The organism is Martinezella calliandrae (assembly GCF_030272695.1).
In the GTDB taxonomy this organism is placed as follows: domain Bacteria; phylum Pseudomonadota; class Alphaproteobacteria; order Rhizobiales; family Rhizobiaceae; genus Rhizobium; species Rhizobium calliandrae.
Genome location: NZ_JARFYN010000016.1, coordinates 117,188 through 126,656, shown reverse-complemented (window position 1 = coordinate 126,656; position 9,469 = coordinate 117,188). Strand labels below are relative to the sequence as shown.

Annotated in this window: 8 protein-coding genes; 2 read left to right on the top strand and 6 right to left on the bottom strand. The window is 62.3% G+C overall.

Annotation, left to right across the window (positions count from 1 at the left end):
• Positions 1 to 250: 250 nt before the first annotated feature.
• Positions 251 to 1,855 (top strand): ABC transporter substrate-binding protein, encoded by a 1,605-nt coding sequence (locus PY650_RS14705; RefSeq protein WP_285880047.1) that lies wholly within the window; start codon positions 251 to 253, stop codon positions 1,853 to 1,855.
• A 65-nt stretch (positions 1,856 to 1,920) separates the two neighbouring features.
• On the opposite strand, the gene PY650_RS14700 is transcribed toward PY650_RS14705, so the two are convergent.
• The 4 genes from PY650_RS14700 to PY650_RS14685 are packed head-to-tail and all read right to left on the bottom strand — an operon-like array spanning position 1,921 to position 5,799.
• Complete coding sequence (locus PY650_RS14700; RefSeq protein ID WP_285880044.1) at positions 1,921 to 3,135, bottom strand: acyl-CoA dehydrogenase family protein; 1,215 nt, start codon at positions 3,133 to 3,135, stop codon at positions 1,921 to 1,923.
• Positions 3,132 to 3,899 (bottom strand): ABC transporter ATP-binding protein, encoded by a 768-nt coding sequence (locus tag PY650_RS14695; protein WP_285880042.1) that lies wholly within the window; start codon positions 3,897 to 3,899, stop codon positions 3,132 to 3,134. Before PY650_RS14695 ends, PY650_RS14700 begins: the two co-directional genes overlap by 4 nt.
• A complete protein-coding gene (locus tag PY650_RS14690; RefSeq protein ID WP_285880041.1) occupies positions 3,896 to 4,780 on the bottom strand; it encodes an ABC transporter permease in 885 nt (294 codons plus the stop codon). The genes PY650_RS14695 and PY650_RS14690 overlap by 4 nt, the downstream gene beginning before the upstream one ends.
• Positions 4,780 to 5,799 carry an ABC transporter substrate-binding protein gene (locus tag PY650_RS14685; protein ID WP_285880040.1) on the bottom strand — a complete coding sequence of 340 codons (1,020 nt, stop codon included), beginning with the start codon at positions 5,797 to 5,799 and terminating at the stop codon, positions 4,780 to 4,782. Before PY650_RS14685 ends, PY650_RS14690 begins: the two co-directional genes overlap by 1 nt.
• Positions 5,800 to 6,025: 226 nt before the next feature.
• Here PY650_RS14685 and PY650_RS14680 point away from each other — a divergent pair, with 226 nt between their 5' ends.
• Positions 6,026 to 7,120, top strand: coding sequence for a rhodanese-like domain-containing protein (locus PY650_RS14680; RefSeq protein ID WP_285880039.1), 1,095 nt, complete (start codon positions 6,026 to 6,028; stop codon positions 7,118 to 7,120).
• A gap of 122 nt (positions 7,121 to 7,242) precedes the next feature.
• Here the strand turns inward: PY650_RS14680 and PY650_RS14675 are convergent, their stop codons facing one another.
• The gene (locus PY650_RS14675; RefSeq protein ID WP_432761532.1) at positions 7,243 to 8,412 is read right to left on the bottom strand and encodes an acyl-CoA dehydrogenase family protein; all 1,170 of its coding nucleotides are present in this window, start codon (positions 8,410 to 8,412) and stop codon (positions 7,243 to 7,245) included.
• Positions 8,413 to 8,424: 12 nt separating this feature from the next.
• Positions 8,425 to 9,462 carry an ABC transporter substrate-binding protein gene (locus tag PY650_RS14670; RefSeq protein WP_285880038.1) on the bottom strand — a complete coding sequence of 346 codons (1,038 nt, stop codon included), beginning with the start codon at positions 9,460 to 9,462 and terminating at the stop codon, positions 8,425 to 8,427.
• Positions 9,463 to 9,469 lie beyond the last annotated feature (7 nt).

Here is a 9,469-nt window from a genome sequence, read left to right as displayed (position 1 = left end):
GATCGCAAGGCCAAATATCTCCATTCGACGCAAACGAAAACGATCCGGATGGTCCGACGAATTCGCAAGAACTGTCATCGCTCAAATGCGATAGCCCTGGTTAGCGGGGCGAGCCCCCTCGGCAAGCATTGCTTTCGTAATGCAATAGAAAATCTGCCTTTGGATTTCAGGGCTGTGAACGGATCATCCTTGTAACGGAGCATGGGGCTCCGTTCGCGGTTTTCCCGCCGATACGCCCGGAGCAGACCCTATGCCGATCAATCGCCGTCAGTTCAATCAGCTATTGCTTCTCAGCGGTGCCAGCCTGGCAATGGCCGGCATGCCGAGCCTTACAGAAGCGGCGACCGAAACACCGGTCAGGGGCGGCACGCTGAACTGGGCCTATTACCCTGATCCGACATCGCTGATTGCTATCAACACATCATCGGGCACCGGGCAGGCAATCGGTCCGAAAGTGAATGAGGGGCTCTTCGATTTCGACTATGACCTTAACCCCATTCCGCTGCTGGCGACCGAGTGGTCCGTCAGCGACGACCAGCTCCGCTACACCTTCAAGCTGCGCCAGGGCGTCCGGTGGCATGACGGCGCGGATTTCACTTCCGAAGACGTCGCCTTCACCATCCTCCGACTGAAGCAGGCACACCCGCGCGGCCGCATCACCTATCAGAACGTGACCGCGGTGGAGACGCCCGATGCGCACACGGCGATCATTGTGCTTTCGAAGCCGGCGCCCTATCTGATCACCGCGCTCAGCAGTTCGGAATCGCCGATCGTGCCGAAGCATATCTATGAAACGTTCAAGCCGGAGGAGCAGCCGAAGCTCGCGCAGATGATCGGGACCGGCCCATTCATCCTCAAGGAGTGGGTGCCCGGCAGCCATCTGATTTTCGACCGCAACCCGAACTATTGGGATGCGCCGAAACCATATCTGGACCGGGTGATCCTGCACGTCATCCTCGATCCGGCGGCACGGGCCGCCGCCCTCGAGACCGGTGAAATCGATATCGGGGCCAATCCGGTGCCGCTGTCGGATATCGAGCGCCTGAAGGCCAATCCGAGCCTCGTCGTGGACACGACGACCTATGCCTATTCCGGTCCGCAGCAGCAGTTGTTCTTCAACTATGAAAACGAGATCCTGACCAAACGCGATGTACGGCTGGCGATCGCGCATGCGATCGATCTGCAGAAGCTTGTGACTATCGCGCTCTACGGCTATGGCGAGGTTTCTCCGAGCCCGGTCAGCACGGCGCTGCCGAAATGGTACGATCCGAGCATCAAGGCGTGGGCCCCGGACCCGAAGCTCTCGGAAAAACTGCTGGATCAGGCGGGCTATCCGCGCGGCGCGAATGGAAGCCGTTTCAAGCTGCGCCTCGCCTACAATTCGTTCCTGCAGCCGTCTTATGCGGATTTCATCAAGCAATCGCTCGCAGTCATCGGCATCGATGCGGAAATCCTCAAGCTCGACCTCGCGACCTTCCTGAAGACCGTCTATACCGACCGGAGTTGGGATCTGGTCATCGAATCCCTCTCGAACACCTTCGATCCGACTTTGGGCGTCCAGCGTGCCTATTGGTCCAAGAACTTCAAGATCGGCCTCGTCTTTTCAAACGCCAGCCACTATGCCAATCCCGAGGTGGATCGTCTCCTCGAGGCGGCGGCCGTCGAACCGGATAAAGGCAAGCGGCGGGACCTTTGGTACCAGTTCCAGCACATCATCCACGAGGACGTCGTCTCCGTCGATCTGGTCGCGGCCGGTTCGCAGATCGTGGCGAACAAGAAGGTCAGGAATTTCGCGCCGGGGGCGCAGGGCATCAACAATAGCTTCGGCCAGATCTGGCTGAGCCCCGAAAGCTGATTAGGTTGGCCTCCGATCGGTATCGCTCGGAAACGAAAGGCCCTCGACATCGAGGGCCATCATCTTCAAGCCAGCCCCACCTTGTACTGGCCCGGCGGCGGCGTTCCGTTGACCGCGAAGTCGCCGACGATCCGGTCGCGGTAGATGCGCGGATTGTGAGATGAGATCGTCCGCGCGTTGCGCCAGTAGCGATCGAGATCGAGACCCTGTTTGGTCGCCGAGGAGCCGAGAGCGTCGAAGAGGATCGTCGTCGCCTCAAGGACGAGTCCGGTGATCACGCTGACGGCCTGATTGACCTCCAGCTCTGCAACAGCGTTTACCGCTTCGACATCGGCTCTTTCGCGGGCCTCATAAGCCCTCTGTAACGCCTCCGCCGACTTGAGGACAATCGCGCCCGCCGCATAGGCCGAACTGCGCACCCGTCCAACCACCTGCAGAATCTGCGGATCCTGCGCGACCCGAGAGGCATTGCCGTGGCTATAAATACGAGTGCGCTCCGACACCAATCGGGCGACATCATCAGCGGCCGCGCGGCCAATGCCGGCGAGCGTGGCGAGGTGCACAAGCTGGAAGAAGGCTGTGGAATACCGGAATCGGCCTCCCGGCGGCGTGATGAAAGCCGGCGCGACATGCACATTCGAGAAATGCGCCGTGCCGCTCGCCGTCAGCGATTGGCCGAAGCCGTCCCAATCGTCGAGGACCTCCACGCCCTCGGCCCTGCGGGGCACGACAGCGCCGACGGGTTCGCCCGACTGGTCGCTGCCGCCGAGATTGATCCAATCGGCAAAGAGCGATCCGGTCGTATAATATTTCGAACCGTTCAGCAGCCAGTGGTCGCCATTGCGTATCAGTGTCGTCGAAGATGTGCCGACCTTGGTGTCGCCGATCTCGGAGAAGCCGTTGCCGACCAGTTCCCGCGAAGCCAGCCGCGGTATCCAAGTGTGCCGCCACTCCGGCACCGCGGAGTTGAGCACATCCTCGGTGAAGCCGAAATGCGGGCGCAGGATATTGGTGACGTTGGAATCCGCCGCGGACAGCTCGATTAGGAGATTGAAGAGTTCCGGCAAATTGCCGCCGAAGCCACCGTCCTTTTCGGCAAGGCGCAGCGTGGTGAAGCCACTTTTCTTCAGCCAGCCGATCTCGGCGTGCGGGAGCTCGCGGGCGAGGTCGCGTTTGACCGCAGAGGCGCGAATCCGCGCGAAGACGGCGCGAAATCGCTCGGCCAATTCCTCATAGCGTGCGGTGGGGCCGACGCCCCAGGCAAGATCGATCTGCGTCATTCGTGTTCATCCGATGGTTCGATGGAAGGATCGACCGGCTCCGCGACGCCCAGCCAGTCCAGCAGCTGCAGGCGCAGCCGGTTGAATTCGAGTGTGCCCGGTGGCCTTGGGCGTGGTAAGCCGACAGCTGCTTCGTGTGCCACGATGCCGTTGCGCATCACCAGCACCCGGTCGGCCAGAAGCAGCGCTTCCTCGACATCATGGGTGACGAGAAGCACGGCCTGGCGATGTTTCTGCCAGAGGTCCGCCACCAGCGCCTGCGCCTTCAGCCGGGTGAGCGCGTCCAGCGCTCCGAAAGGTTCGTCGAGAAGAAGCAGGTCCGGATTACGAACCAGGGCGCGCGCCAATGAGGCACGTTGGGCCTCGCCTCCCGAAAGGTCTTTCGGCCAGGCGTCGCCGCGGTGGGCAAGCCCCACTTCGCCCAGCGCAGCGTCGGCGCGCGCCCTGTCGCGTCCCGCCGGCAAGCCGGCGACGACGTTGCTCCATACTCGCTTCCACGGAAAGAGGCGTGGTGATTGAAAGGCGATGCCGCGCCGCGGCGAGACGAGGACATCGCCTTCGATGTCATGATCGAGATCGGCGAGAATACGCAGCAACGTACTCTTGCCGCAGCCGCTTGCCCCGAGGAGAGCGACGAATTCGCCGCGCCTGATGTCGAGGTCCAACCGGTCGATGACCGTGCGCTCGCCGAAGCGGCGGGTCAGCCCCTGAACGCTGACCGCCAGACCCTGCCGGGACGTCGTCACAGAAGAATGCATGGTCATGCTCCGTCGAAATTCTGACGCCAGCGTAGCAGCAGCCTTTCCAGCAGACGGACGATAAGGTCGGCCGAAAGCCCGAGCAGTGCGTAGATGGCAAGACACAGGATGATGATGTCGACGCGGTAGACTTCGCGGGCATGGATGATCAGATAGCCGAGACCGCCCTGCGCATTGACCGTTTCGGCAAAAACCAGTGCCAGCCAAGCCGATCCCAGCGAATAGCGCAGGCCAACCAGCAGGTCCGGCAGGGCGCCGGGCAGGATCACCTGGAAAATCAGGGCCAGGCGTCCGAAAGACAGGGTCTTCGCCACCTCCACGAGCGTCTTGTCGACATTGCGAATGCCCGCGAAAGTATTGGCGTAAAGCGGAAAGGTGACGGCGAAGGCGACGAGCGTGATCTTCGGCGTTTCGTCAATGCCGAGCCAGATGATCAGCAGCGGCACGAGGCCGGCCCAGGGCAGGGTGCGCGCCATCTGCATCGGTGCGTCGATCAGATCTTCGCCCAGCCTGAAGAGACCGGAGATCAGCGCTAATCCGACGCCGATGCTGAAGCCGAAACCGAATCCGATGGCAACGCGCTGGACCGACAGCGCCAGCGCTCCTGAGAACTCGCCGCTGCCGATGAGGTCGATAAGCGTCGACCACATGGTCCGCGGCCCCGGAAGAAGATCCTCGGATATCCAGCCGTAGCTGGTGCCGAGCCACCAGACCCCGACCAGAGCAAGGACGCCCAGGCTTTTGCTGAGCCAGCGCGGGACCGGATTTCGCTTTCGCCTACCGGCGGGCACGATGCGCTCAAGCCCTTCAGCCGCCGGCGCTTGGATGTTCTGCCGTGCCGACGGCGAGCCGCGCTGAGACTCCGGCAGGGCTGTGACGCTTGCCATCAGTTCGTCTTCGCGAGTTTCTTGTTTTCACCGTTGATCACGTCGCCGAAATCCTTGGCCACATAATCCTCGACCTTGAAATCCCTGCGGAATTGTCCGGTCTGGTGGAAGTAGCCGACCTCCTGCTGCCAGCCGGCGATAGCCTTTGCATCGGTGGCGGGAACGAACTCCACCCGGGAGCGGCTGGTCTGCAGATTGGCGGCGTCGATGGAAATCTGCGACAGTTTCGCGATCTGCCCGGACCATTCCTGAGGGTGGTCGTTCACCCATGCCTGGGCGCGGATGATCCGTCGGGTCAGATCCTGAAGGGCGGCCTTGCGCGCCGGACCGGCAAGAGTTTCGGTTGGCGCGTAGAGAACGCCGGCGGTGTCGATCACCTGGCTCAGCGATTGCAGGATGCGCGCGCCATGCTGTTGCTGCGCAATGGCGGTGTTCGGGTCCCAGACGACGAACGCATCGACTTGACCATTGACCAGGGCAGAGAGGCCGTCGGTGGTGTTGAGATTCAGGATCAGCTTGTCGTCCCAGGGCACGCCCGCCTGCTCCAGCGCCTTGGCGAACTGGTAGTGCTGCTTGGTGAAGTAGGGCAGCGCAATCTTGTGGCCCTTGAGCTCGGCGACGGTCTTCAGCGGAGAGTTGCCGCGAACGAGGATGGCGCTGCCGCTTTCCTTGCGCTCCCAGGACGCGGCGAGGATCGTAATCTTCACGCCGTTGGCGATGGCGGTGAGTACGCCGGTGTCGCCGCCAGCGGCAATGTCGACATGGCCAGCGCGTAGCGCTTCGACCAGCGGCGGCGTGGAATCGAAATCGGCCCATTTGATCTTGTAGGGGAGGTTTTCCGCTTCCCCGGAGGCTAGCAGTTGCCGATGCAGGCCCGTCTTGTTGGGTGTACCGACCGTGATCGTCACATCAGAGAGGTCCGGCGTATCCTCTGCGGCTGCAGTAGTCGCCAGAACGGCGGCAAGTGCAAGTCCGAGACCGGCGCCTCGGATGAATCGAATGAACAGGCTCGTCTTCAAGATATCGTCCCTCCAGGCTTCGGACGCTTGCGGCGTTCCGGTCTCAATGCTCAAGAGGCTATGGGAGGTGCGAAGGCGCGATAAGAAAATATAGTCTATAGATTTTATAGATTACGAAATTACTTTCCGACTTGTGGCGAAAGCCGGCGTTGCTGCGCCTTCGCAATTGAATGCCGGCTCAATAACCTCCGGGGTGTCGACAGCAACGACTGATGGAGACCTGATCATGACCCAGAAGACGATTTCCCGCGACACTTTCCGCAATTGGCTTGCAGACGGCAAGGAACTGGCGGTGCTCGATATCCGCGATCCGGCCGATGTCGGCTATGCATCGCCACTGTTTGCGACCAATCTGCCCACGGAGCGCGTGACAAGGGAGATCGGTCGTTTTGTTCCGCGTGCCGTCGTGCGCACCGTCCTTGCCGATGGCGGCGACGGCGCTGCCGCCCGGCTCGCCAAGGAGCTGGACAAAGCGGGGCGGCCAAACGTCTTCGCGCTCGAAGGCGGCATTCCCGCCTGGACGGCCGGTGGCAATGATGCGCCCCTTCCGACATTCGACACGCCCGGCGTCGATTTTTCCGTTGCGGTGCGTGACGAGAAGAATACGCCGGTGATTTCGGCCGAAGAATTGAAGAAATTGCGCGATGCCGGTGAGGATGTCGTCGTCATCGATACGCGCACCGTTCTCGAATTCAGCCGGGATCATGTGCCTGGCGCTGTCAGCGTGCCCGGCGCAGAGCTGGTACTGCGGTTCAAGGACGTCGTGCCCTCAGAGAAAACGAGGGTAGTCGTCTCTTGCGCCGGGTTGCCACGCGCCATCTTGGGCGCCCAAACGCTGATCGATGCGAAAGTGCCCAATCAGGTCTCCTATCTGCATGATGGCACCAAAGGCTGGACCGGCGCCGGGCTGGCGCTCGAAACCGGCAAGATCCGCGTCTACGACGAAGCAAGTGCCGCCGCGCTGGATTTCGCCCGTGAACATATCCAGGCTTTGAGTGCGAACGACCATTTCCCCGAAATCGATATTGCTACCGCCCGACAATGGGCCGCTGATCCGGACAGGACGACCTACCTGCTGGATGTGCGTGCGCCGGAGGAGTTCGAGAAAAGCCATCTCGACGGCACGCTTTCCTCGGAAGGCGGGCAGTTGCTCGGCGTTGCCTATCGCACGATCGCCGTTCGCGGCGCCCGCGTCGTCCTGATCGATGACCTGCTCGGCGTGCGTGCCCGCACGGTGGCGCATTGGCTGCAGCGGCGCGGTTATGAGATCGCCATCCTGCTGGTGGATTTCGCCTCCAGCGAACTGAGTGCGGTGGCCTGAAGCGCCAATACGGGACATGGTTCCTATCGGCCCAGCGCGATCGTGGATCGCGCTGGGCTTTGTGTCTATGGGTGCGCCGGAAGTGAAAACGGCTGCAGCGTGTCGCTACCAGCAAGCCCCTATCAGCCGTCTGTCGCCACCAACCGCGCCAACGCATTTTTCGCAGCGATCGTCCGGATCATGTGATTTTGCGGCGCATGCGATCTGGCGGTGATTGCGTCACGGTGATGGCGTTCGAGCTGGAAGTCGCGATTGAGGCCGGGATTGCCGGCGATATCCAGCGCAAGGCTGGTCACGGCGACAGCATTGTCGATGACGACGTGGCGCACGGTCATGCCGTCCATTCCGACCGGCCTGCCCGCGTCGACATCCTCGCCGAGCGAGCGCAGCAGCCGCGCGTTTGTGGAAAGACGCACCTCGATCTCGCCGAGACCGTCCTGAATGCGCGGCACCGTGGCGATCGGCGCCCCGAGGCTCGCCGGTGCATGGCGGGCGGTAAAAGCGAGCACGCGATCGCGCGCCGATCTTGCCACACCATGATAGACGGCACCGATCAGCGAGAAGAAGAAGGCGGTCGCGTGTTCCTCGCGACGGATTGGCTCGGAGGCCGGCTGTGCCTCGATGACGTCTTCGAGCGGGATGGCCACATCTTCGAGGATGATGTCGTCACTCGCAGTCGCGTGCATGCCCGCAGCATTCCAGGTCTTCTCGATGCGGAAGCCCGGCGCATCGGTCGGCACCAGAAAAGATGCAAGGCGAGGCTCTGCTTCGTCTGTTACGGCCAACAGCGAAACCCATTTCAGGATTGGAATACCGGTGACGTAGTTCTTGCGGCCGGTGATCCGCCAGCGGTTGCCGTCGCGCCGTGCGATCGTCTCCGGCAAGGCCCCATGCGCCGGCGAGCCGATGCGCGGCTCGGCCTGGGCCGCATTGATGAGAGCAAGACCAAAACGGTTGGCCGATAGTATCCGTTCCGCCAGATGGTCCGGCCATTTGCCGAAACGGCGCAGGCTGTAATGGGTGTTGTAATGCATGGCGAGTACCAGAGCCGTCGACGGCTCGCCGCGGGCGATCTCGCTGATAACGGCCTGGGCGTCGACAAGCCCGCCGCCATACCCGCCATGCTCCCGTGCTGTTACCAGGCCGAGCAGCCCGGTCTCGAATAGCCTGTCAAAGTTCGCGAAGGGAAATTCCCCGGTCGCGTCGTGATGGGCGGCGGTGGCGGAAAAATCATCGGCGAGGCGGTGCGCCTTGCCGATGATATCTTCGGAATACTGCGGCCTGATGTTCACGGTGCCCTCCGTCTAGGCGACCGCGCGGGCGTCGAAGCCGTCGATGTGGCGGCGATCGACCCAATCGGCGATGGCAAAGTCGCCGGCGAGAAAGCCCCAGTCGCGCAGGAAATTCTTGTAGTGTTCGACAGCGTCGACAAGCTCGGGATCCAGTCCCAGACCGAGATGGCGATGGATATCCGGACCGTTGGCGGCGAGCACCTGCTCTTCCGTCGCACCCGCTTCACGGGCGACAAAGCGGCGGGTTTCCTCGGGATGGGCCTTCGCCCAGGCACTCCCGCGAAAGATCGCTTCGAGAAGCCGCCGCACGAGGTCCGGCCGTTCCTCGGCCAGCAGCTCGTCGACGGTCAGCACGCGCGGCGAGCCGGAATTGATGCGGATCTTCGGATCGGGATGGAACCCAAACTCGACGACTTGAACCGCGCCGATCAAGTTGGCGACATTGATGCCCGCGGTGCCCTTGACATAGATCGCATCGACCTCACCGCGCAGCAGCGCGGCCGCTTCCTCGCCGAAGGCCTGCCGGCGCTTCAACCCGAAGAGGGACGAGCCTTCCTGGTTGGCGAGTACGGATTCGGCAAGCGCGATTTCGACGATCTCGACATCGGCGGGCGACAGGCCCTCCAGCGAGAGCGCGGAGACCAGGCCTTTGAGCGCGGTGGCCCGCATGAAATCGACGATGCCTTCCGGCCGGCGCGCGATGCCGAAACGACGTCCCTTCAGATCTTTGGTCGTCTTGATGCCGGTGCCCGGCAGGGTAATGATCGCCTGGAACTCGTCCGTCCAGGTGATCCCGACGAGTCGCGTGCGGCGGCCTTCCGAGCGGGCGCGGATCGGCGGCACGTTGCCGCCGTGGCGGAAGGACCAGTCGAGTGTGTGGTTGAAGTGGCTTTGACGGATGTTGCGGTCAGGCGAGTCGATGATCGATTTCAGCGTGACGCCTTCCTTGCGGAACGTCTCTTCGAGATAACCGAGCTGTGCTGCGAGGCCGACGGGTGTCGGGACAGGGCAGCGCGTATACCAGATTTCGGAGATGGCATTGCTTGTCATGATCGTC